This window comes from Pseudomonas amygdali, assembly GCF_002699855.1.
Lineage (GTDB): Bacteria > Pseudomonadota > Gammaproteobacteria > Pseudomonadales > Pseudomonadaceae > Aquipseudomonas > Aquipseudomonas amygdali.
In genome coordinates this window covers 22110-45727 of the sequence record NZ_LKBW01000179.1, presented here as the reverse complement: position 1 = coordinate 45727, position 23618 = coordinate 22110, and the positions used below count along the sequence as shown (strand labels likewise).

17 protein-coding genes are annotated in these 23618 nt (G+C 58.7%); 10 read left to right on the top strand and 7 right to left on the bottom strand.

Features of this window, described 5'->3' with window-relative positions; genetic code table 11:
- Nucleotides 1-18: 18 nt before the first annotated feature.
- A complete protein-coding gene (locus AO277_RS13385; RefSeq protein WP_044318155.1) occupies nt 19-792 on the top strand; it encodes an L-iditol 2-dehydrogenase in 774 nt (257 codons plus the stop codon).
- 123 nt (nt 793-915) lie between these two features.
- Nucleotides 916-1737: a DeoR/GlpR family DNA-binding transcription regulator gene (locus AO277_RS13380; protein WP_044318154.1), complete on the top strand. Its 822-nt coding sequence runs from the start codon at nt 916-918 to the stop codon at nt 1735-1737.
- Between the two features lie 111 nt (nt 1738-1848).
- Here AO277_RS13380 and typA read toward each other — a convergent pair whose 3' ends face one another.
- Complete coding sequence (typA, locus tag AO277_RS13375) at nt 1849-3669, bottom strand: translational GTPase TypA (RefSeq protein ID WP_002555714.1); 1821 nt, start codon at nt 3667-3669, stop codon at nt 1849-1851.
- Nucleotides 3670-3813: 144 nt separating this feature from the next.
- Nucleotides 3814-5268: a tRNA uracil 4-sulfurtransferase ThiI gene (gene thiI / locus AO277_RS13370; protein WP_004654939.1), complete on the bottom strand. Its 1455-nt coding sequence runs from the start codon at nt 5266-5268 to the stop codon at nt 3814-3816.
- A gap of 335 nt (nt 5269-5603) precedes the next feature.
- Between thiI and glnA the strand changes: the two genes are divergently transcribed.
- From glnA to AO277_RS13330, 7 genes are all read left to right on the top strand, one after another.
- Nucleotides 5604-7010, top strand: coding sequence for a glutamate--ammonia ligase (gene glnA / locus AO277_RS13360; RefSeq protein ID WP_002555716.1), 1407 nt, complete (start codon nt 5604-5606; stop codon nt 7008-7010).
- Between the two features lie 164 nt (nt 7011-7174).
- On the top strand, nt 7175-7732 hold the full coding sequence (locus tag AO277_RS13355; protein WP_002555717.1) for a chorismate mutase: 558 nt from the start codon (nt 7175-7177) through the stop codon (nt 7730-7732).
- A gap of 78 nt (nt 7733-7810) precedes the next feature.
- Entirely contained in the window at nt 7811-8353 is a 543-nt protein-coding gene (locus AO277_RS13350; RefSeq protein ID WP_002555718.1) for a DUF4124 domain-containing protein, read from the top strand.
- An 11-nt stretch (nt 8354-8364) separates the two neighbouring features.
- Nucleotides 8365-8982, top strand: a complete 618-nt coding sequence (locus AO277_RS13345) for a DUF4124 domain-containing protein (RefSeq protein WP_044318153.1) — start codon at nt 8365-8367, stop codon at nt 8980-8982.
- Nucleotides 8983-9265: 283 nt separating this feature from the next.
- The gene (gene glnL, locus AO277_RS13340) at nt 9266-10351 is read left to right on the top strand and encodes a nitrogen regulation protein NR(II) (RefSeq protein WP_002555720.1); all 1086 of its coding nucleotides are present in this window, start codon (nt 9266-9268) and stop codon (nt 10349-10351) included.
- Nucleotides 10348-11784 (top strand): nitrogen regulation protein NR(I), encoded by a 1437-nt coding sequence (ntrC, locus tag AO277_RS13335; RefSeq protein WP_044318152.1) that lies wholly within the window; start codon nt 10348-10350, stop codon nt 11782-11784. Before glnL ends, ntrC begins: the two co-directional genes overlap by 4 nt.
- A 99-nt stretch (nt 11785-11883) precedes the next feature.
- Nucleotides 11884-13677 (top strand): amidase, encoded by a 1794-nt coding sequence (locus tag AO277_RS13330; protein ID WP_044318151.1) that lies wholly within the window; start codon nt 11884-11886, stop codon nt 13675-13677.
- A gap of 144 nt (nt 13678-13821) precedes the next feature.
- On the opposite strand, the gene mgrA is transcribed toward AO277_RS13330, so the two are convergent.
- The 4 genes from mgrA to AO277_RS13310 all read right to left on the bottom strand — a co-directional run bounded on the left by mgrA (nt 13822) and on the right by AO277_RS13310 (nt 19769).
- Nucleotides 13822-14859 carry an L-glyceraldehyde 3-phosphate reductase gene (mgrA, locus tag AO277_RS13325; protein ID WP_044318150.1) on the bottom strand — a complete coding sequence of 346 codons (1038 nt, stop codon included), beginning with the start codon at nt 14857-14859 and terminating at the stop codon, nt 13822-13824.
- An 82-nt stretch (nt 14860-14941) separates the two neighbouring features.
- The gene (locus AO277_RS13320; protein ID WP_044318149.1) at nt 14942-15877 is read right to left on the bottom strand and encodes a sulfonate ABC transporter substrate-binding protein; all 936 of its coding nucleotides are present in this window, start codon (nt 15875-15877) and stop codon (nt 14942-14944) included.
- Nucleotides 15878-16092: 215 nt separating this feature from the next.
- Nucleotides 16093-17418, bottom strand: a complete 1326-nt coding sequence (locus AO277_RS13315) for an LLM class flavin-dependent oxidoreductase (RefSeq protein WP_044318148.1) — start codon at nt 17416-17418, stop codon at nt 16093-16095.
- 35 nt (nt 17419-17453) lie between these two features.
- A complete protein-coding gene (locus AO277_RS13310; protein ID WP_371411880.1) occupies nt 17454-19769 on the bottom strand; it encodes a TonB-dependent receptor in 2316 nt (771 codons plus the stop codon).
- A gap of 173 nt (nt 19770-19942) precedes the next feature.
- Here AO277_RS13310 and AO277_RS13305 point away from each other — a divergent pair, with 173 nt between their 5' ends.
- Nucleotides 19943-20989 (top strand): LacI family DNA-binding transcriptional regulator, encoded by a 1047-nt coding sequence (locus AO277_RS13305; RefSeq protein ID WP_044318147.1) that lies wholly within the window; start codon nt 19943-19945, stop codon nt 20987-20989.
- 160 nt (nt 20990-21149) lie between these two features.
- On the opposite strand, the gene betT is transcribed toward AO277_RS13305, so the two are convergent.
- Nucleotides 21150-23105 carry a choline transporter BetT gene (gene betT / locus AO277_RS13300; RefSeq protein ID WP_218962514.1) on the bottom strand — a complete coding sequence of 652 codons (1956 nt, stop codon included), beginning with the start codon at nt 23103-23105 and terminating at the stop codon, nt 21150-21152.
- Nucleotides 23106-23618: the final 513 nt, after the last annotated feature.

Sequence of the window (23618 nt, the reverse complement as noted above, 5' to 3'; positions counted from 1 at the left end):
TGGACGGATGATGAACCCATGAAACGACTTGAAGGTAAAAGCGCGCTGATCACCGGATCGGCGCGGGGCATAGGACGGGCGTTTGCCCAGGCGTATATTCACGAAGGTGCTCGTGTAGCCATTGCCGATATCAATCTGCAACGCGCACAGGCTACGGCGAACGAGCTGGGGCCCAACGCCTACGCGGTCAGCATGGACGTGACGGATCAGACGTCCATCGATCAGGCCATCGCCGCTGTGGTAGCACAGACCGGCAAGCTGGATATCCTGATCAACAACGCCGCGCTGTTTGATCTGGCACCAATTGTCGGTATCACCCGCGACAGTTACGAGCGGCTGTTTTCGATCAACGTCGCGGGCACCCTGTTCACTTTGCAGGCAGCAGCCAGGCAAATGATTGCCCAGGGGCACGGCGGCAAGATCATCAACATGGCCAGCCAGGCCGGTCGGCGGGGCGAGGCGCTGGTGGCGGTGTACTGCGCGACCAAGGCTGCGGTGATCAGCCTGACCCAATCGGCCGGACTGGACCTCATCAGGCATGGCATCAACGTCAACGCCATCGCACCGGGCGTGGTCGATGGCGAGCACTGGGATGGCGTGGATGCGATGTTCGCCCGCTATGAAAACCGCCCGTTGGGCGAGAAGAAAAAGCTGGTCGGCGAGCAGGTGCCATACGGGCGCATGGGCACGGCGGACGACCTGACCGGCATGGCGATTTTCCTTGCTTCGCCAGACAGTGAATACGTGGTCGCGCAAACCTATAACGTCGATGGTGGCAACTGGATGAACTGAGGTGGACTGCCTGCAAAGATGAGCAAGTCCGTGCAAAAAGGCCCGTCGCTGCTTCCATTGCCGGAGCGATTGGCTAAGATGCGCGGACCGCCTGTTGTCTTGGCGGCTCATCAAGGAGCACGAATGTCCACTGAAGAGGAGATCGCCATTTCCGGCGGTACACCTATGATCCCCGATCAGCGCCGGGAGCTGATGCTGCGTCAATTGCGCAAGCATCAGGTACTCAGCGTTCATCAGTTGATGGAGATGTTCGACTGCTCGCACATGACCATCCGCCGCGATATCGCCCAGCTGGAACAGGAAGGCCGGGCCTATTCAGTCACAGGTGGCGTGCGTATCGCCAGCCAGGTGCACAGCGAACCCAGCCATCAGTCCAAGGCGGTTATAGAGCTGCCGCACAAACAGGGCATGGCGAGGCTCGCGGCGGGTTTGCTGCACCCGGACATGACGATCTATCTGGACGCAGGCACCAGCACACTCGAAATCGTCCCGCATATCATCGCGCTGTCAGGCATGACTGTGGTCACCAATGATTTCGGCGTAGTCAACGCGCTGGCCGACGCTGCGCATGTGGATGTGATTCACACCGGCGGGCTGCTCGATCACCCGAACCGCTCCAGCGTAGGCGGGCTGGCGGCAGCGACGTTGCGGCAACTGGCGACCGATGTGGCCTTCATGTCGACCAGTTCGTGGGACCTGCAACGCGGCACGACTACACCGTCGGCGCTGAAAGTCGAGGTCAAACAGGCCGCCATGCAGTCAGCCTCGCAAACCGTATTGGTCGCGACCAGCTCGAAATACGGCACCTTCGGCATGTACAAGGTGGCCGGGCTCGAGCAGTTCGACACCATCATCACCGATGCCGCGCTTGCTGAAGCCGCAGCGGATGGTATCCGCAAGCAACATATCGAATTGTTGCTGGCCCCGGTGGGTGGCAAGCGCTAGACACTTGATACCCGCCCTGAGCTTCAGCCGGTTGCGTGTCCCGATAATCCATCAGGCATAAAAAAACCCCGGTCTCTCGACCGGGGTTTTTTATTCAGCGCGGGCTAAGTATCAAGCCTTGGCTTTCTTGGCAGCGCGGGTACGCTCGCTTTCGTCCAGGATCTTCTTGCGAAGACGGATGGACTTCGGCGTTACTTCGCACAGCTCGTCGTCCTGGATGAATTCCAGAGCCTGTTCAAGGGTGAACTTGACAGGTGGAACCAGGGCGATGGTTTCGTCTTTGCCCGAAGCACGCATGTTGTCGAGCTTCTTGCCTTTGGTAGGGTTCACACCCAGGTCGTTGTCGCGGCTGTTCAGACCAACGATCTGACCACCGTAGATTTCCTGACCGTGCTCGACGAACAGCTTGCCGCGCGCTTGCAGGGTTTCCAGGGAGTAGGTCAGCGCCTTGCCGGTTTCAACCGAAACCAGAACGCCGTTCTGACGGCCGGACATGTCGCCGGACTTCATCACGTCGTAACGGTCGAAGATCGAGGTCAGGATGCCAGCACCGGAGGTGAGGGTCAGGAACTCGTTACGGAAACCGATCAGGCCGCGGGCCGGGATGTTGTACTCAAGGCGAACACGGCCCTTGCCATCCGGAACCATGTTGGTCAGGTCGCCTTTACGCAGACCCATTTGCTCCATGATCGCGCCCTGGGATTCTTCCGGCAGGTCGATGGTCACGTTTTCGTACGGTTCGTGCTTAACGTCACCTACGCGACGGATGATCACTTCCGGACGACCAACACCCATTTCGAAGCCTTCGCGACGCATGGTTTCGATCAGTACCGAGAGGTGCAGCTCACCACGGCCGGAGACTTTGAACTTGTCGGCGGTGTCGCCTTCTTCAACGCGCAGGGCAACGTTGTACAGCAGTTCCTTGTCCAGACGTTCCTTGATGTTACGGCTGGTGACGAACTTGCCTTCCTTGCCGCAGAACGGCGAATCGTTAACCTGGAAGGTCATCGAAACGGTAGGTTCGTCAACGGTCAGCGGCTTCATCGCTTCGACATTCAGTGGGTCGCACAGGGTGTCGGAGATGAACAGCTGGTCGAAGCCGCTGATGCAGACGATGTCGCCGGCAGCTGCTTCTTCAACGTCCACACGGTGCAGACCGTGGTGACCCATCAGCTTCAGGATACGACCGTTACGCTTCTTGCCTTCGGCATCGATGGCAACAACCGGAGTGTTTGGCTTGACGCGACCGCGAGCGATACGGCCAACACCGATGACGCCCAGGAAGCTGTTGTAGTCCAGAGCCGAGATCTGCATCTGGAAAGGACCGTCACGGTCAACTTTTGGCGCAGGAACGTGGTCGACGATCGACTGATACAGCGGAGTCATGTCTTCAGCCATGTCGGTGTGTTCCAGACCGGCAATACCGTTCAGGGCCGAGGCGTAGACGACTTTGAAGTCCAGCTGTTCTTCGGTGGCACCCAGGTTGTCGAACAGGTCGAAGATCTGGTCCAGAACCCAGTCCGGACGCGCGCCTGGACGGTCAACCTTGTTGATGACCACGATTGGACGCAGGCCGGCTTCGAAAGCCTTCTTGGTCACAAAACGGGTTTGCGGCATAGGGCCGTCCTGGGCATCAACCAGCAGCAGTACGGAGTCGACCATCGACATCACGCGCTCTACTTCACCACCGAAGTCGGCGTGGCCCGGGGTGTCCACGATGTTGATGTGGTAGCCATTCCAGTTGATCGCGGTGTTCTTCGCGAGAATGGTAATACCGCGCTCTTTTTCCTGGTCGTTGGAGTCCATCACGCGCTCGTCGTTGAGCTCGTTGCGCTCAAGGGTGCCGGACTGGCGCAGGAGTTTGTCTACCAGGGTGGTCTTACCATGGTCAACGTGAGCAATGATGGCGATGTTGCGTAGATTTTCGATCACTTGTGTATCTCGATCAGAGGATTCGGTCTGCTGACTGTTTATAAGGCAGCGATTAACTATTTCGAGTCGGCAAAAGCCGTTACGGCATGACGACTGGTGTCGGGGGGCCGGTGACGCAAGCCACAGGCAAACAGCCCCGGGCAGTTAGCTCGGTCGATAAACGCGCACATTGGCATGCCCCTCACTGAGCAAATGGTGAGCATGCAGGCGACTCATGACGCCTTTGTCGCAATACAAAAGGTACTGGCGCGTGTCATCCAGTGCCTTGAAACGGCTGTTCAATGCGTAGAACGGCAACGTCTGTATCTCCACGCCAGGCACTTGCAGCGGCTGGTCCTCCTGGGCATCCGGGTGACGGATGTCGATGATGACCTGACCGGCCAGCGCCTGGCTGACTTCTTCTATGTCGACATTGCGGCTCAGATCGTCGATCACCCGATCGATCGAAATCAGCTTCGCGCGTTCAAGCGCTTGCTCGAGAATCGCCATGTCGAACTGTTTTTCTTCGTACTCAACGCGATTTCGCTTGGCGTTGGTCTTCGGGTTGACCGAAATCACCCCGCAATACTCAGGCATGTGGCGGGCAAAGTCGGCAGTGCCTATTTCAGTCGCCAGGTCCACGATGTCCTGCTTGTGGCTCGCGACCAGCGGTCGCAGGACCAGCTTGTCTGTAGCCGCGTCGATCAGCGACAGGTTTGGCAGCGTCTGGCTGGCAACCTGTGAAATCGCTTCGCCAGTTACCAGCACGTCGATTTCGAGACGATCAGCCACGGCGGATGCAGCGCGTAACATCATACGCTTCAAAACTACACCCATATGACTGTTATCGACTTTCTGCAGAATTTCTCCGAGAACTTCCTCGAATGGCACGCTGACAAACAGCACCCGCTGCGAACTGCCGTACTTCTTCCAGATAAAGTGAGCGACTTCCATCACGCCCAGTTCATGGGCTCTTCCGCCCAGATTGAAGAAGCAGAAGTGCGCCATAAGGCCGCGGCGCATGATCTGGTAGGCCGCAACGGTCGAATCGAAACCGCCGGACATCAATACCAGGGTCTGCTCCAGCGCACCCAGCGGGTAGCCGCCCATGCCCTGGTGCTGGTCATGAACGACAAACAACCGTTGGTCGCGAATTTCCATCCGTACGACAAGATCGGGCTTTTTCAGCTCGATTCCGGCAGCACCGCATTGCATGCGCAACTTGCTACCGACGTATTTCTCGACATCCATCGAGCTGAAATCGTGGCGACCGGCGCGCTTGCAACGCACTGAAAACATCTTGCCGGGCAGCAGGTCGGCGTAGTGCAGTTTGCACTTGGCAACGATGTCATCCATGTCGCCCAACGGGTACTCGGCCACCTGCAGAAAGTTGGCAATGCCGGGCATGCAACTTAGCCGGTCCCTGATGCCCTGCAGCACTTTGGGGTCGGTCTGGCGGGTCTCCACCTCAAGGTTGTCCCATACGCCACCCACGACAATGTCCGCGTCCAGTTCACGGAGCACGGTACGAATGTTCTTGCCCAGTTGCCGGATGAATTTCTTGCGCACCGGCGGGCTTTTAATGGTGATTTCTGGAAAAACTTTAACGATTAGTTTCATGGAAACAGCGCGTGAGGTGCCGACTGAAAAAGGGGGGCGCGGATTATAGCGGAAATTGCTCAACGTTTAACCAGTTATCGTATACCCGATCATCAGCGCACCAAAAAGAGTCGACGCACCAAACTGCAGCGCCATAACGGTGCGTACTTTTCTCGGCAGACGCGTTTAAATCCCCTGAAAGCCTGCTTTTGAAGCAAAAAACCCAACACGGGGCACTGGCATGCAAATTGCTCCCTTGTGAGGCAGGTTGCCTTGGCAGAATATTCGCGCCGGCATCACCCAAATTCAAGGGACCCAGCCTATAGAAGGCGGTTCTTAGCCACCCGGAGGACACCATGTCGAAGTCGGTTCAACTCATCAAAGATCATGACGTTAAGTGGATTGATCTGCGCTTCACGGACACTAAAGGTACGCAGCACCACGTGACCATGCCAGCTCGCGATGCGCTGGAAGATGACTTCTTCGAAGTCGGCAAGATGTTCGACGGCTCCTCCATCTCTGGCTGGAAAGGCATCGAAGCTTCCGACATGATTTTGCTGCCGGACGACGAAACCGCTGTTCTGGACCCGTTCACCGAAGAACCGACCCTGATCCTGGTGTGCGACATCATCGAACCGTCGACCATGCAAGGTTACGATCGTGACCCACGCGCCATCGCTCGTCGCGCCGAGGAATACCTGAAGTCCACCGGTATCGGTGACACCGTATTCGCAGGCCCTGAGCCAGAATTCTTCATCTTCGACGAAGTGAAATTCAAGTCCGACATCTCGGGTTCCATGTTCAAGATCTTCTCTGAACAAGGTTCGTGGATGTCCGATCAGGACGTGGAAGGCGGCAACAAAGGCCACCGCCCAGGCGTCAAAGGCGGTTACTTCCCGGTTCCGCCGTTTGACCATGACCACGAAATCCGTACCGCCATGTGCAACGCTCTGGAAGAAATGGGCCAGACCGTTGAAGTTCACCACCACGAAGTGGCGACCGCTGGCCAGAACGAAATCGGCGTGAAATTCAACACGCTGGTTAAAAAGGCTGACGAAGTTCAGACCCTGAAATACGTTGTTCACAACGTTGCTGACGCTTACGGCCGCACCGCGACCTTCATGCCAAAGCCTCTGTACGGTGATAACGGTTCAGGCATGCACGTGCACATGTCCATCGCCAAAGATGGCAAGAACACCTTCGCAGGTGAAGGCTATGCCGGTCTGTCCGACCTTGCTCTGTACTTCATCGGCGGCATCATCAAGCACGGCAAGGCGCTGAACGGCTTCACCAACCCGTCCACCAACTCGTACAAGCGTCTGGTTCCAGGCTTCGAAGCACCGGTCATGCTGGCCTACTCGGCGCGTAACCGTTCCGCTTCGATCCGTATTCCTTACGTCAACAGCCCACGCGGCCGCCGTATCGAAGCACGCTTCCCGGATCCTTCGGCCAACCCGTACCTGGCCTTCGCGGCTCTGTTGATGGCTGGCCTGGACGGCATCCAGAACAAGATCCACCCTGGCGACGCAGCTGACAAGAACCTGTATGACCTGCCGCCTGAAGAGGCCAAAGAGATCCCACAAGTTTGCGGCAGCCTGAAAGAAGCGCTGGAAGAACTGGACAAGGGCCGTGCGTTCCTGACCAAAGGCGGCGTATTCAGCGACGACTTCATCGACGCTTACATCGCACTGAAAAGCGAAGAAGAAATCCGCGTTCGTACCTTCGTACACCCACTGGAATACGAGCTGTACTACAGCTGCTGATACAGCCGCGCCAGCGTTGATGGCGTAACAAGAGACCTCCTTCGGGAGGTCTTTTTTTTGCCTGGATTTTGTGGCGTGAAGTTTTATTCACCCCGCAAGACTGGCCCTGATCCGGCAACTTGGCGTTAAATCTGCGTCTCATCAACAACTCGAGATGGACCGCCATGCGCCTGCTTCTGGCCTCTTCCCTGCTGACCCTGACGTGCATGTCTTCCTGCTTCGCCTTCGCCGCCGAGCAGAAGCCCTCTGCTATCGAGCCGCTGTTGCAAGCCATCAGCGAGCGCCTGACCATTGCGGATCAGGTTGCCCTGAGCAAATGGGACAGCGGCAAGGCGGTCGAGGACCCGCCGCGCGAGCTGCAAGTCATCAGCGCAGCGCAGGCCCGCGCTGCCGAGTTCAAGCTGAACCCCGATGATGTTCAACGTCTGTTCCGCGCCCAGATCGAAGCCAATAAACAGGTGCAGAACGCCCTGCTCGCCCAGTGGCACGCGGCAGGCAAAGCGCCCGACACGGTCAGACTCAGCCTGGTCGATGACATCCGTCCGAAGCTGGATCGCCTGCAAACCCAACTGCTCCAGGCCTACGCGGACTTCCAGCCACTGCGCAAGGCGGAAACCTGCCAGATGCAACTGGATGCGGCGCTGAAGCGTTATCAGACCGACCCGATTCACGATCAGGCGCTGGTACTGGCCACTGCCGACCTTTGTCCTGCGAAACTCTGACACATCAGGCGGATAGCGCAGCATAGGGCGATGTGTTCTATGCTGACGGCCAATTGTGCCATTGCTGTCGAGAGTCCCATGCGTCAAAGTCTGATTTGCCTGCTGCTGTTGATCAGCCTGCCCGCGCTGGCGCAGATCTATAAGTACACCGATGCGAACGGTAACACCGCGTTCAGCAACCAGCCGCCCAACGGGGCCAAGACCGAAGTGGTCGAGTTGCCGCCACTCAACAGCATAGAAACGCAGACGCCTTCCAGACCGGTCGTCAACAGTGCGCCGCAACCGGCCCCGGCACAACCTCAGCCACAATCACAGCCACAGACGGCCTATGACGTGCTGGAACTGACAGACCTGCCAGCCGATGAAGCATTACGTGCCAACAACGGCACGTTCATCATAGGCGTGAAGATTCAGCCACGCCTGCAACAGAACCATCGCCTGCAATTGCTGCTGGACGGCAATCTGTATGGGCAGCCCTCCAACCTGCCGCGCTTTCAGGTGGTCAACATCGATCGTGGCGAGCACAGCTTCGCGGTAGTGGTGAAAGACGGCGAGCGGATCATTCAGCAGAGCGAGACCATTACGCTGACCATTCAACGCGTGCACCTCGGCAAACCATGAACAGACACAGAATGCACAGCGCGCTGATCTGCTTGCTGCTGCTGATAGCGCTGCCAGCCGCTGCCGACGTCTATACCTACATCGACGCGCAAGGCAATCGGGTGTTTACCGACCAGCCGCGCAAGAACGCCACACGCGTTGATATTCCACGCAGCAACAACATGACCGGCACCCCGCCGACCCGAACCCTGAAAGCGCACCCCGCCAAACCCGCAGTGCAGCCGATGTTTCATTATCAACTGCTGAGAATTCTGGTGCCCGAGCCGGACGCCACGCTGGTCAATCCCAGTGGCGATCTGATCGTTACCGTCACCAGCGAACCGGTTTTACAGCCGGGTCACAGCTACCGGCTATTGCTGGATGGCGTTGCCGTCGGCGAGGCCGGACGCAGCCCTGTCTTCCCGCTGAGCAATGTGGATCGGGGCACGCATCAATTATCGGTAGAGATTTTCGACGAACTTGGCCGTGTCCTGGAAAAAACGCCGAACCAGCCGTTTCACGTGCAGCGCATTTCACTCGCGCAAAAGCGCGCGACTCATCCCTGCAAGGAGGGTGACTACGGAGTGCGCCCGGAATGTCCGCTCAAGGACAAGCCCGAGCCTAAAAGCAGCATCCTGCCTTTCTTCTGATCCTCGACAACACAGAAGCACCTTTTTGGTGCGCCACCTGCACACCTGCGCAACAATACAGTCCAATTTGGTTCAGGAACGCACTGAAAGTAGCGCCGTATGCGGGCACTCGCTCGAAAAACGGCCCGATTTTGCAGATAAAGCGCTTCTTTTCGGAGCCTTGGTTTGGTTTTTGCAACTTCACTGAGACAGCACCGTATTGGTGGCCTTGCTCCTGCTGGCGCAGACCAACCAGCACCAGCATTGCGCAACTGCAATGTGCCAAAAGAGGTCAACACGATTCATGACTATCAGCGACGCGCTGCACAGACTGTTACTGGATAACCTGACCACTGCCACCATTCTGCTCAACGCCGACCTGCGACTTGAGTACATGAACCCGGCAGCGGAAATGCTGCTCGCCATCAGCGGGCAGCGCAGCCATGGGCAATTCATCAGCGAGCTGTTCACCGAGTCGGCTGAGGCACTGAGTTCGCTGCGTCAGGCAGTGGAACAGGCTCATCCTTTCACCAAGCGCGAAGCGATGCTCACCGCACTGACCGGTCAGACACTGACTGTCGACTATGCCGTGACGCCGATTCTCAGCAAGGGCGATACCCTGCTGCTGCTAGAAGTGCACCCACGAGATCGATTGCTGCGCATTACCAAGGAAGAGGCCCAGTTGTCCAAGCAGGAAACCACCAAGATGCTGGTGCGTGGCCTGGCTCACGAAATAAAGAATCCGCTGGGCGGCATTCGCGGCGCCGCACAGCTGCTGGCCCGCGAGCTGCCTGAAGAAAGCCTCAAGGATTACACCAACGTGATCATCGAAGAGGCCGACCGTTTGCGTAATCTGGTCGACCGTATGCTGGGCTCCAACAAGCTGCCGTCGCTGGCGATGACCAACGTGCACGAAGTGCTTGAACGAGTGTGCAGCCTGGTCGAGGCCGAAAGTCAGGGCTGCATCACGCTGGTGCGCGACTATGACCCAAGCATTCCCGACGTCTTGATCGACCGCGAGCAAATGATCCAGGCCGTGCTCAATATCGTGCGCAACGCCATGCAGGCCATCAGCGGCCAGAACGAGCTGCGCCTGGGACGGATCACCCTGCGCACCCGCGCGATGCGCCAGTTCACCATCGGCCACGTTCGCCATCGACTGGTCAGCAAGATCGAAATTATCGACAACGGCCCCGGTATTCCGGCCGAACTTCAGGAAACCATTTTTTACCCGATGGTCAGTGGCCGCCCGGATGGCACAGGGCTAGGTCTTGCCATTACCCAGAACATCATCAGCCAGCACCAGGGCCTGATCGAGTGTGACAGCCATCCCGGCCACACCACGTTCTCGATCTTCCTGCCGCTGGAACAAGGAGCAGCTTCGACATGAGCCGTAGTGAAACTGTCTGGATCGTAGACGACGATCGTTCTATCCGCTGGGTACTGGAAAAGGCCTTGCAACAGGAAGGCATGACCACGCAGAGCTTCGATAGCGCCGACGGGGTGATGAGCCGTCTGGCCCGTCAGCAGCCGGACGTGATCATTTCCGACATCCGCATGCCCGGTGCCAGTGGTCTGGACCTGCTGGCGCGGATTCGCGAGCAGCATCCGCGTCTGCCGGTGATCATCATGACCGCCCATTCAGATCTGGACAGCGCCGTGGCGTCTTATCAGGGTGGCGCTTTCGAGTACCTGCCCAAGCCGTTTGACGTCGACGAAGCCGTCTCGCTGGTCAAGCGTGCCAATCAGCACGCCCAGGAACAGCAAGGCCTGGACGTCGCACCGACCCTGACCCGCACCCCTGAAATCATTGGCGAAGCGCCCGCGATGCAGGAAGTGTTTCGCGCTATCGGGCGCCTGAGCCACTCCAACATCACTGTTCTGATTAACGGTGAATCGGGGACCGGTAAAGAGTTGGTCGCTCATGCACTGCACCGCCACAGCCCGCGTTCGGCCTCGCTGTTCATTGCGCTGAACATGGCGGCGATTCCCAAGGACTTGATGGAATCGGAGCTGTTCGGCCACGAAAAAGGCGCATTCACCGGCGCGGCCAACCTGCGTCGCGGTCGTTTTGAACAGGCCGACGGCGGCACGCTGTTTCTCGATGAAATCGGCGATATGCCAGCCGACACCCAGACCCGTCTGCTGCGCGTGCTGGCCGATGGCGAGTTCTACCGTGTAGGCGGGCACACGCCGGTCAAGGTCGATGTGCGGATCATTGCCGCGACACACCAGAACCTGGAAACCCTGGTGCAGGCCGGCAAGTTCCGTGAGGACTTGTTCCATCGCCTGAACGTGATCCGTATCCACATTCCGCGCATGTCGGACCGCCGCGAAGACATCCCGACCCTGGCCAAGCACTTCCTCAGCCGCGCGGCTCAGGAACTGGCAGTCGAACCCAAGCTGCTCAAGGCCGAGACCGAGGAATACCTCAAGCATCTGCCGTGGCCTGGCAACGTGCGACAGCTGGAAAACACCTGCCGCTGGATCACCGTCATGGCCTCGGGCCGTGAAGTGCACATCAGCGATCTGCCACCGGAACTGCTGAGCCTGCCGCAGGACGCCGCACCGGTCACCAACTGGGAACAGGCGCTGCGTCAGTGGGCCGACCAGGCGTTGTCTCGCGGTCAGTCCAGCCTGCTGGACAGCGCTGTGCCGACTTTCGAGCGGATCATGATCGAAACCGCCCTCAAGCACACCGCCGGCCGCCGCCGCGACGCCGCCGTGCTGCTGGGCTGGGGCCGCAACACCTTGACCCGCAAGATCAAGGAACTGGGCATGAAGGTCGATGGCGGGGATGACGACGAGGCTGACGAGGGCTGAGCCGTCTCAGGCACTGTCATTTCTGACAGTTACCCGTCACGCCCGTTAATGATTAGCTTCTTTTGACTCCACTCAAGGAGTCATAAGGAGCTGATCAATATGGAAAATAAATTACTCGGCGAACCTGACGCCCGACAGCACGCCAATAATTTACGTTTGCTTGCAGCACTGCCGCATGGTGCCAGCATTGAAAAACGCGAGCGGATTGTTGACTACGACATCGTCGAACTCGCCGCACTGCTGCGCGAGGGCAATCCTGAAAAGCTGACCTCTGAACAACTGTTCATGGCGTACTGGAACCGCATCCTTCAGTTCAATGGCCCGGAAGAAACCTACGGCAATAACGGCAAATACAACGCTTTTGTGCGGCTGGAAGATTTCTCGACACTGTTGAAGCAGGCAATACTCGCCGATCAATGGCTGACCACTCCAGACGATGAACGCGGTCCGGCACCTCCGCTGTGCGGAATCCCCTTCGGCATAAAAGACTCCTTCGCCCTCCAGGGCCTTGAAAGCAAAAACGGCACTCAGGCTTTTTCCGGCAACCTGGCATTACGTGATGCAACATGCGTAGCCCGGCTAAGGGCTCAGGGCGCAATCATTATCGGTCATACCATCTGCTCCGAACTCTCGACCCATACGGTCGGCCAGTTTGCTGGGAATGCGTGGGACCCTACACGTACGCCAGGCGGGTCCAGTCAGGGCTCGGGGGTCGCTCCGGTGGCGCGTCTGTGCGCCGCAGCGCTGGGCGAAGAGACGGCCGGCTCGATTATCATTCCTGCCGCAGCCAATGGTGCCAGCGCAATAAAACCATCGCTGGGGCTGGTGTCTGGCGCCGGCGTGATGCCACTGCGAAGCGGTTGGGATGTGGTCGGCCCCATGGCCCGTTCGATTCGCGATGCGTCGCTGATACTGTCCATCATTGCCGGCCCTGATGGAGAAAACGACCCGCAAAGCTTGTCGGCCCCATCGATAGGCGAGCAGCTTTGCATTACCCCTACCCCCGGCTCTGTTACTCTGGAAGGGCTGACCATAGGCATTCCGCAGACGGACTGGATGTCTTCGCCAGGCCAACCACCTGCGCAGTCTTACGATCAGGACTACGGCGCTGCCTTCATCAGGTTCAAAGATCAGCTTGTAGCGCTGGGTGCCAAGGTCATCGACTTTCCTTGGCTGGATGCTGAAATCCTTGAAAACATTCCTTACTCCTCGCCAGAACCCATTCATGACCTGCTGAACAGTGATGGCAGCATTCTGATGAGCGTCAACGCTCAAGCCGTTACCAGTTACGCCAACCAACTGGAAACCCGGCACTGGTCGGCCGTGCGCGATTTTGCAGACTTGCTGGAGAATCAAGACCACAGAGACTATTTGCTACAAAGACATCCGGAGTCCTTCGATCAGGCTGCCTCACTCATTCCAGTGGGGATCAGACTTGAAGCGGAGAACAGACGTCGTCAACAACAGGGAGGTTTTGAAAAGGTACTGAATGACTATCAGATTGACTTCATGATGGTGCTACCGCTCGGAGCTCACATCGGCGAGCGGGCAGGCGCACTGGCGAAGACACTCCCGGTACAGCGTATGTACTTCGATATGCCCAACGCGCTGGCCTGGCCCATGCTGACACTGCCCATCGGTCATGGCGCGACAGGCGTGCCAAAGCAATTACCCATTACGGCGGCGTTCTGGGGCAGGCGCTTCAGTGAACCAATGCTCGTGCAGGCCGCCATCGACTTTCAGACGCACTATCCCGAGTATCACACCAAGGCGCCGCCAGACCCGCATTTCGCCCCGGCCGCAGCGTTTCATCTCTGGACACTGGACGAGATTCCATCGCAGTACTCAGCCGACCCATTGATCATTGCCGAGGGCAGAAGGAAAAAATCATGAGGACCTCCTTCTTCGTTATTCAGTGGAAGCCACTGAACAACCCGGCATTGCTGCCGGTGCAGGCGAGTGAGCCGCCAAGCGCATTTTTCAACGTGCGATGGCGGCCCACGCAGGGCCTGACTTATTACCCGGAAACGGCTGTGCTTACTCAGCCAGTGACGGCTTTTCCCACAGGTTGATTCCGCCTTCTACCGCAAAGCTGTCGATCTCGGCCAGTTCTTCCGGGCTGAACGCCAGGTTCTTCAGCGCGCCGACGTTTTCGATGATCTGCTCGGGACGGCTCGCACCAATCAGCGCTGACGTCACGCGCGGGTCACGCAGCGTCCAGGCCAGGGCCATTTGTGCCAGGCTCTGACCACGACGCTGGGCGATTTCGTTAAGCGCACGCACGTGGGCGATGTTCTGCTCGGACAGGTGCGAAGCCTGCAACGAGCCGCCGCCCGGACGATTGACCCGCGCATCCTTGGGCACGCCGTTCAGGTACTTGTCCGACAGCAGCCCTTGGGCCAGCGCAGTAAACGCGATCACGCCAGCGCGCAGCTCTTCGGTAGCGTCGAGCAGGTCTTTCTCGACCCAGCGGTTGAGCAGGTTGTAAGCCGGCTGGTGAATCAGCAACGGCACTTTCCACTCTTTGAGCAACGCCGCTATTTCGCGGGTCTTGGCCCCGGAATACGACGAGATACCGATGTACAACGCCTTGCCCTGCTGCACTGCCGTAGCCAGCGCGCTGGCGGTTTCTTCCAGCGGAGTGTCCGGGTCGAAACGGTGGGAATAGAAAATATCGACGTAATCCAGGCCCATGCGCTGCAGGCTCTGATCGAGGCTGGCGAGCACGTATTTACGCGAACCACCGCCCTGCCCGTACGGCCCTGGCCACATGTCCCAGCCAGCCTTGCTGGAGATGATCAGTTCATCGCGGTAGTGCTTGAAGTCTTCGCGCAGCAGGCGACCGAAGTTGATCTCGGCGCTGCCGTAGGGCGGGCCATAGTTGTTGGCCAGGTCGAAATGGTTGATGCCCAGATCGAACGCTGTGCGCAGCATGGCGCGCTGGGTGTCGATCGGCGTGCTGTCACCGAAGTTGTGCCACAGGCCGAGCGACAGCGCTGGAAGCACCAGCCCGCTGCGGCCGGTACGGCGATAAGGCATGTCGTTGTAACGATTTTCGGCAGCGATGTAAGTCATTGAATCCTCTCTTGTCTGGGGGATATTCGAGGCGTCTTGCGGTGCGTTGGCGAGCCAGAAGCGTCTGCTCGCCACGCGAGAATCATGGCTTTTGCCAGACCACCTGCTGGATATCGACCCGCTTGGGTATCAGGTGGTTGTCGTAAAACAGATCGGCGGTCGCCTGCTGCGCACGCACGATCTCGGCTGTGATCGGCAGGCTCGGTGATTCAGGTCGATGATCAAGATACTGAGTGATGACCGCTTCGGACAAGCCCATGCTGCGCGCCAGGATCTGAATGCTTTCGTTGCGTTGCGAGCGAGTCAGCCCATCGGCAACCGTCAGTTCGTCGCGAACCTGCTGCACAAACGCCGCATTTTTCTCGGCAAAAGCCCGGCGTGCGGTATAGAACGGCCCGGACAGTCCAAGCCCTTCGCCATTGGCCAGCAGGCGGCTATGGCCTTCGTTCAGGGCGATGGAGTAGTACGGGTCCCAGATTGCCCAGGCATCGACACTGCCGTTTTCAAAGGCGGCGCGGGCATCGGCGGGGGTCAGGTAGATCGGCTGAATATCCTTGAACGTCAACCCTGCCTTGTTCAACAAGCGCAACACCACGTTATGCGAGCTGGAGCCTTTCTGAAGTGCGACCTTGCGGCCTTTCAGCTCTGCCACGCTGTGCAGCGGGCTTTCGTTGCGCACCAGTATGGTTTCCGCCTGTGGCTTGGCCGGTTCTGCGCCGATGTAGACCAGGTCTGCCCCGGCAACCTGAGCAAAGATCGGCGGAATGTCACCGGTAGAGGCAATGTCCAGACTGCCGATATTCAGTGCTTCAAGCATCTGCGGCCCGGCCGGGAATTCGATCCATTTGACTTTTGTAGCAGCAAAGCGCTTCTCCAGAAGGCCATGTTCCTTGGCCAGCACCAGCGTGATCGAGCCCTTCTGATAGCCAATGCGCAGAGTGCCAGGTTCGTCGGCAAAGGCTGTGTTGAGCAAACCGCTGAAAGCCAGAATGGCGGCGATAAACGTGAATGGTTTCATGGGGGATCCCTTAATTCTGTATAAAAATCTGCCTTTGATTCTGGCCGAAGGCCGTGGGAGCGAACTTGTTCGCGAAAGGGCCGGTACAAGCACTGAAAATTCATCGTCTGAAATACCGTCTTCGCGAACAATGCGGACCACCGCCCCGGTCGCTCCCACGCCCTGCGGGCAGAAGCCCGCTTTCTGCGCTCATCAGGACTTGCATGCGGCAACGATCAAAATTTGTAAGCAGGCCGCTGCAGCCCCAGGTTCTCGCGCAACGTTGTGCCTTCATATTCAGTACGAAACAGCCCGCGCCGCTGCAGCTCCGGCACCAGCAATTGTGCGACGTCTTCCAGACCTCCCGGCAAATGCGGCACCAGCACGTTGAAGCCGTCTGCCGCGCCGTGTTCGAACCAGGTTTGCAGCTCATCGGCGATCTGCTCAGGCGTACCGATCAGGCTGTGATGCCCTCGCCCACCGGCAATCCGCCGTCCCAGCTGCGCCAGGGTCAGGTTTTCCTGATCGGCCAGTTCGGTGAGCAGTTTCTGCCGGCTACGCTGGCCGCTGTCAGTCAGCGGCAGCTCTGGCAATGGGCCGTCCAGCGGGTAGCCTGACAGGTCGAAATTGCCCAGCATACGGCCTAACAGGGCGACACCCACCTGAGGCTCGACCAGCTCCTGAAACGACTCGAATTTCGCTTTCGCCAACGCCTCGGTTTCGGCCACGACAATGAACAAGCCGGGCATGACTTTCAGCGAATCTGCGTCACGTCCGTATGCGCCAAGGCGGCCCTTGATGTCCGCATAAAACGCCTGGGCACTGGCCAGCGAGGTCTGTGCGGTGAACACCACTTCCGCGGTCTGCGCCGCCAGATCGCGGCCGACTTCAGAGGAACCCGCCTGCACGACCACGGGCTGCCCTTGCGGCGAACGCGCCACGTTCAGCGGGCCTTTGACACTGAAGTGCTCACCGTGATGATTGAGCACATGTAATTTGGCCGGGTCGTAATATTCACCGCTGGTCTTGTCGCGGGTAAACGCGTCATCTGCCCAGCTGTCCCACAGGCCGGTCACCACCTGATGAAACTCCCGTGCGCGGCTATAACGCTCGGCATGCCCCACATGCTCGGCGCGACCAAAGTTCTGCGCTTCGGCGGCGGCATCGGAGGTCACCAGATTCCAGCCCGCTCGCCCCCCGGACAAGTGATCCAGCGAGGCGAACTTGCGAGCAACGTGATACGGCTCGTTGTAGGTGGTGGTCGCCGTCGCGATCAGACCGATGTGATCGGTCACCGCGCTCAACGCCGAGAGCAGGGTCAGCGGCTCGAAATGATCAGAACGGGCCATGCGGCTGGCGATATCGCCGGTGGCGGCAGCCACGCTGTCGGCCACGAACAACGTGTCGAATTTTGCCGCTTCCGCGACCTTGGCCACGTGCCGATAGTGCTTGAAATCCAGCCCTGCATCGGCAGGCACATCAGGGTGACGCCAAGCCGCAACGTGGTGCCCGGTGGCCATCAGAAAAGCGCCGAGTTTCATCTGTCGAGCAGTCGTGCTCATTCTTCACTCCTTACTGTGTTACCGCGTGCCACGACTCAAAAATCCTTGCGTAGCTGTACGCCGAAATAACGCTCGTCATCACGCGGTACAGACCGGTAAACATAGCTACCACCGGTGGCCAGCATCGGCGAATAGGACTTGTCTGCCAGATTCTTGCCGAGCAGCGCCACGCGCCAGCCACTGTTGTAATCGGCCAATGCCACGCTGGCATTCCAGATGCCGTAAGCGCCCTGCTTGGTGTCCGGGTTCTGGCTGATGTCGTACTGCACTTCGCTCTGCCATCTGTAATCGGTGCCCAGCTCGATATCCAGACCGTTGTCCAGCGGGATGGTGTAGTCGGCACGAACGTAGCTTTTCCAGTCAGGGCTATACGGCAGGGTTTTGCCATCGACGTTGCACGACGCCGCTGCACCGGCCGGGCAGGCAAAGCTGTCGATGCGCGCCTTGGTGTAAGACAGCGCGCCGGAGGATTTCAGGTTACGGGTGGCCTGCAAGGCGTAATCCAGTTCGACGCCTTCAGTACTGACACTGCCTGCGTTGATCAGCCGCGTAACGACCTGCCCGGCAACGCTGTCGAAGAAGTTCGCCTGATAGTTATCGTAATCGCTATGGAACACCGCCAGGTTGGTGGTCAGGCGATTGTTCCAGGTGGTGGCCTTGACCCCGACTTCCCAGGTGTTCGAGGTCTCCGGTTTCAAAGCGTCGGTGTCACGCGGCTGCATGTTGAAGAACACGTTGTAAGCCGGGCCTTTATAGCCGCGCGAGTAGGTGATGTAGGTCATCACGCTGTCGTTCAGGTCGTACTGCAGACCCAGCCGACCGGACTTGCCATCCTCGTCCACCGAACCGGAACTGCTGGTCGCAGGCTGAATGCCGCTGACCGTGGTCGCCGATGTCGAAACGCGGCGATGGTCGTATTCCAGATCATCGTGGGTCCAGCGCGCCCCGGCAATCGCACGGAAGTCCGGGGTGAAGTTGAAGGTGGTTTCGCCGAATACCGAATAGCTGTCGGTGGTGGTGCTGTAATCGGCGATACCACGGTCCTGACGGGTTGGCGTGATGAGCGTGCGCTGGTAGGTCTCGTCGCTCTTGCCATGCATATAGAACAGACCGCCGACATACTCGACAAACTGGCCCTTTGGCGATGCCAGACGTAGCTCCTGAGAGTACTGATTGAACTCCAGATCGCCTTTGTCTTCGGTGCCGGGGAATGCAGCGGTGACGGTGCCGAGACGGTCGCCATCCTGATACTGGGTGTTATCCCAGCCCCGCCAGGCGGTAATGGAGGTCAGGGTGTAATCGCCCAGTTGCCAGTCAAGCTGGCCGGACAGGCCCTTGTTGACGTCCTCGACATGGCTGCGGTAATCACTGAGCACATCACGGTTGTCACTGTCGGCGCGCACCGGTGACAGCGCACTGGCGAACGCTGGGGTCAGCGCCTTGCTCACTACGCCATTGGGCGCGTCGTCATGGGACTGCATGTAGTCCGCGGCAAGGGTGAAGGTGATGTCGTCGTTGGGTGTAAATTCCAGCTTGCCGCGCGCGCCCTTACGGTTGTAACCGTTGACTTCATGACCGTTGAGCTTGTTATCGACGTTGCCGTCATAGCTGCCGAACAGTGTGGTAATCGAGCCCTTGAGGGTCTGCGGAATCAGACTGCCGCCGATGCCGAAACGGGTGCGGCTTTCGTTGCCGCTGTAATACGACTGATCGATGTAACCGTGGGTCTCTTCGGTCGGCGCCTTGGTGGTGACGTTGAGCACGCCAGCCGAGGCATTCTTGCCAAACAACGTACCTTGCGGGCCGCGCAGCACTTCGATGCGCTCAAGGTCGAGCAGGTCCAGCGTGGCCTGGCCCGGACGCGCGTACACCACGCCATCGATGACTGTCGCCACTGTAGGCTCGACACCCGGCGAGGTGGAAATGGTGCCGACACCGCGAATGAACAGCGAGGTGTCCTTGTTGGACGCACCGGTACGGAAATTCAGCGAAGGCACTTGCTGAACGATGCTGGCCACGCCGTTGCGATTGTCCCGCTCCAGCTGTTCGCCCTGAATTACCGAAACTGCGACCGGTACTTTTTGCAGCGACTCTTCACGGCGCGTGGCCGTTACGGTGACGGACTCCAGCGCTACCGTTTCAATGCTCTGCGTTGCTGCGTTATCTGCCATTGCCGGAACCCACGGCAACGCCGCAAGCCCCATCAACAGCCAGCCATAACGGCGCCCCCGCGCCGCATGAGCCTGATCGATGGCTTGCGCCAGTAGTGTGTGTTTGATGCTATCCCCATGTGTTGTGTGCATCTGCGTGCCTACCTGAAATATGCCCTGATCCGACAATGCGATACGCACTGGCGCCTGTTGATTGCTGGCTAAACCGGGGTCCGGGCATTCGCGGTGGCGAGTAGCAGACAAACCATCTTTGTTAGCGCTAACATCGCCAGTATCAGGAAACGGCGAATAGATCGTCCAATACTGAAAAATTAGTTTTATATTCTTTTTACTTTTATACGAAGTGATCGAGCATGGCCGACGAGAAACCCGCGACACGCAAACGCCGAGGCGCAGGCCGGGTGACGATCACGGCAGTGGCGCGTGAGGCCGGTGTCTCGGCCATTACCGTATCGCGCTATTTCAATCAGCCGGAGCAAGTCTCGCCCGAACTGCGTGAGCGGATTGCAGCCGTGGTCAATGCGCTGGGCTATGTGCCCAATCTGGTGGCAGGCGGCCTGGCGTCGGCGCGCAGCCGTGTGGTAGCGATGGTGATTCCCAACATCTCCGGGCCGATCTTCGCCAACACCATTCAGGGTTTCAGCGACACGCTGAGCCAGCATGGTTTTCAGTTGCTGCTGGCCTCCAGCTACTTTTCCGCCGAACAGGAAGAAAGCGCAGTGCGGGCGTTTCTGGGCTGGTCACCGGCAGCACTGGTGCTGACCAGTCGTTTCCACAGCCCGGCTACCGAGAAAATGATCGAGCAGACCGATGTCCCGGTGATCGAAACCTGGGACCACCAGCCCGAACGCAGCCCGATCCAGATTGGCTTTTCTCACTATGACGTCGGCGTCACGGCAGCCCGCTATTTGTACGACAAGGGCTACCGCCGCATCGCGTTCGTGCAGAACAGCATTGCAGGCGACTTCAGCGCACTGGAGCGGCGTGACGGCTATATCGCCACACTTGAAGGGCTCGGCATCAAACCGTGGGTCTTTATCCCTGACGCCGGACGCGCGCCGTTCGAGGCGGGCAAACAGGCCATGGAAACACTAATGAGCCAAACACCGCGCCCCGACGCCATCTTCTTCGCCAACGACAACCTGGCAGCCGGTGCCCTGCTCGCCAGCCAGCGCGCAGGCCTGCATATACCAAAGGATTGTGCCGTGATGGGCTTTGGCGATTACGCCTTCGCAGAAATGATGCTCCCTAGCCTGACCACCATCAAACCGCCAGCGCTGGAGATCGGCGTACTGGCCGCAACGCGTGTGCTTGAAAGCCTTGGCGTGTTGCCGGTGGAGGGAGACATACAGCGGCTGAATTTGCTGGAGTGCAGATTGGTGGAGCGGGAGAGTACATGAGCCCGAAACAATCTCGCGCCTACGCTGGAGCCTGGAGAACGATGACGTCAGCCATCGTGCGACGCTCCGCGTCGCATGCCGTTCTGGACGCTCTGCGTCCTCGCCTGAACATGGGGCGTGGCGCAGAGCGTGAGGAACGATAGGTGCTCTTAATCCCCTATCACCGCACCAGGTGCAAGAACTGCATATGCCGTTCGTACTGGTCGAGCACGTCGTTGATGACCTGTTCCTTGGTGTAGCCCACCAGGTCGTAGTCCTGACTGCCTTCGCTCAGGTGAACCTCGGCGCGGTAGTAGCGGCGGTTGTTAAACTGTTTGGAACCCATGCCGCCGCGGGCGAACGAAGGGGTGAAGAAGCCCTTCATCTGCACCTGATAGATGAACGGACGCTCTTCGCCATGACCGATTTCCAGGGTCACCGAGTCGTTGGAAGGGTCAGGTACGTTGACCACGCTCAAGCCCTTCTCGACAAACACCGCTGTCACTTCTTCAATCGCTGGACGCACGGTCTGGTCAAGGAAGCGATACACCTCGTCTCGCGACGGGTAATGCACGGCCTGGCTCAGACGCTGACGCCAGCCGCCACGTCGTGAGCCGGACACTGGTGCCAGCGAATACAGTTGCGCAATCTGGCGCTGGGATTCCATGACGAACGCTTTGTGCAGGCCCCACATCATCAGTAGCAGGATCAGCGAGAACGGCAACGACGTCAGCACCACCGCTGATTTAAGCGCATCGATACTGCCCGAGAACAGCAGGCCGCTGGTGATCAGTGCAGTCGCCACACCCCAGAACACCCGCAGCCATTTCGGACCGTCTTCGTCAGGGTTGCCGCCTTTGGCGGAAAGCGTCGACAGCACCACCGTGCCCGAATCGGCAGAGGTGACAAAGAACACAAAGCTGATAAATACCGTGACCGCAATGACAGTCTTGCTCCACGGATAGGTTTCCAGCAGCAGGTACAGGGTCATCGACGGATCATCGATGGCCGACTGGCCCAGCGCAGTCATGCCGTGGTTGAGCACCTGATCGATGGCGCTGTTGCCGAAGATCGACATCCAGGCCAGGGTGAAACCCAGCGGGATCAGCAACACACCGAAGACGAACTCACGGATGGTCCGGCCACGCGAGATGCGCGCAATGAACAGGCCCACGAACGGCGCCCAGGCAATCCACCAGGCCCAATAGAACACGGTCCAGCCGCCCAGCCAGTCACTCGGCTCGTTGTAGGCATACACGTCGAAACTCTTGCTCGGCAGTGCACCCAGGTAGTCACCGATGTTCTGCACCAGCGTGTTGAGCAAGTGCTGAGTCGGGCCGGCAAACAGCACGAACAGCAGCAGCGCACAGGCCAGCAGCATGTTGATGTCGGACATGACGCGCACGCCCTTGTCGACACCGGCTATCGCGACCAGAATCGCCGCGCCCATCATCAGGGTAATCAGACCGACCTGAATCCAGTGGGTATGCGCCACGCCAAACAGGTAATCCAGACCGGAATTGAGGTGCAATACCCCGAAGCCCATGTCTGCGCCCAAGCCGAAGATGGTCGCAATGATGCCGAAGCCATCGACCGCGTAACCGATAGGGCCATTGATGCGCTTGCCGATCAGCGGGTACAACGCCGAACGCAGGGCCAGCGGCAGGTTGTGGCGATAAGCGAAGTAGGCCAGCGCCATGCCGACAAAGGCAAACACGCCCCAGCCATGCAGGCCCCAGTGCAGAAACAGCAACTGCATGCCCTGACGCGCGGCCTCAGCCGTACCGCCTTCGCCCTGCGGCGGTTGCAGCAGGTGCGTCAGTGGCTCTGAAACGCAGAAAAAGAACAGCGTGATGCTGATGCCGGCGGTAAACAGCATCCCGGCCCATGACAGGTAACTGAACTCGGGTTCGTCGTGGTCGGCGCCGAGCTTGATCTTGCCGAAGCCCGACAAGGCGGTGACCACCACGAAGACCAGATACAGCGTCATGACCATCATGTAGTACCAGCCGACCGTATTGGCCGCCCAGTTTTGCGCCGCCAGCAGCCATTCTCCGCTGGCTTGCGGGAAGGCAATGACAACGATGCCAAAAATCAGAATAAAGCTCGCAGCGAAGTAGAACACTGGAGCGTTCATGCGGACGTTGCCGCTTGAAGAAGTACTCGGAGAGCTCATCGGTTGCGTGCCTCCGGACTGATAAAACCAACTGCAAAAAGCGGATACGGCAAGGATAAGCCTCCTGTTGTGAGCGGGCAGCGAACCACCGGTTTAACTTGAACGAGCGTTCAATTTAAACATGAAAGTGCCCGTAAAGACTAATCGGGGGCCAGTGAATGCTCGCTCAGGCTTGGGTATGACGCATGCTTGAGCGGGATCGTTCCCATCCTCAGGCAACACAATTCAGGCCCTCCCAACGGGGATTTTTCAGGTATCTATAAATGACCGATGTTGACCCTGCGACCCTGCGCACATTTACCGCACCATTCTGTTACCTGCCGCCCCAAAAGCGCGCAAATCACGCTTCAGGTAACACGCCTGACCTCGCCTCACACATTGTTCGCCTGCTCGGAAAAGTCCGCTACCCCCTGAAAACACTGAGCCGCAGGGTCATCGAACGATCAATGAACAGCCGCCAGACAAAGTTGGTCT